Below are 202 nucleotides of genomic sequence, written 5' to 3' on the forward strand. Positions count from 1 at the left end.
CCATAGGCATCGCTGCCCTGGCGGATACCGATGCAGTTATGGCGTGCCAGCTCGGCCGGCGTCGCGGGCGTTCCGCGCTCGCGCAGGTAGGCGGGCGACGCGCAGAGCAGGCGCCGGTTGGATGCCACCTTGCGCGCGACGATGCGTGCATCGGGTGGCTCGCCAAAGCGCACACACACATCAAACAGGTCCTCATTCAGTG

General features: G+C 67.3%; 1 protein-coding gene. It reads right to left on the bottom strand.

The window, feature by feature from the left end; genetic code table 11:
- The coding region (locus G5A07_RS22205) for a LysR substrate-binding domain-containing protein (protein WP_262405920.1) at nucleotides 1-202 on the bottom strand (202 nt) is incomplete at both ends.

It is taken from the genome of Stenotrophomonas sp. AS012628 (assembly GCF_010608305.1).
Classification (GTDB): Bacteria; Pseudomonadota; Gammaproteobacteria; order Xanthomonadales; family Xanthomonadaceae; genus Stenotrophomonas; species Stenotrophomonas geniculata.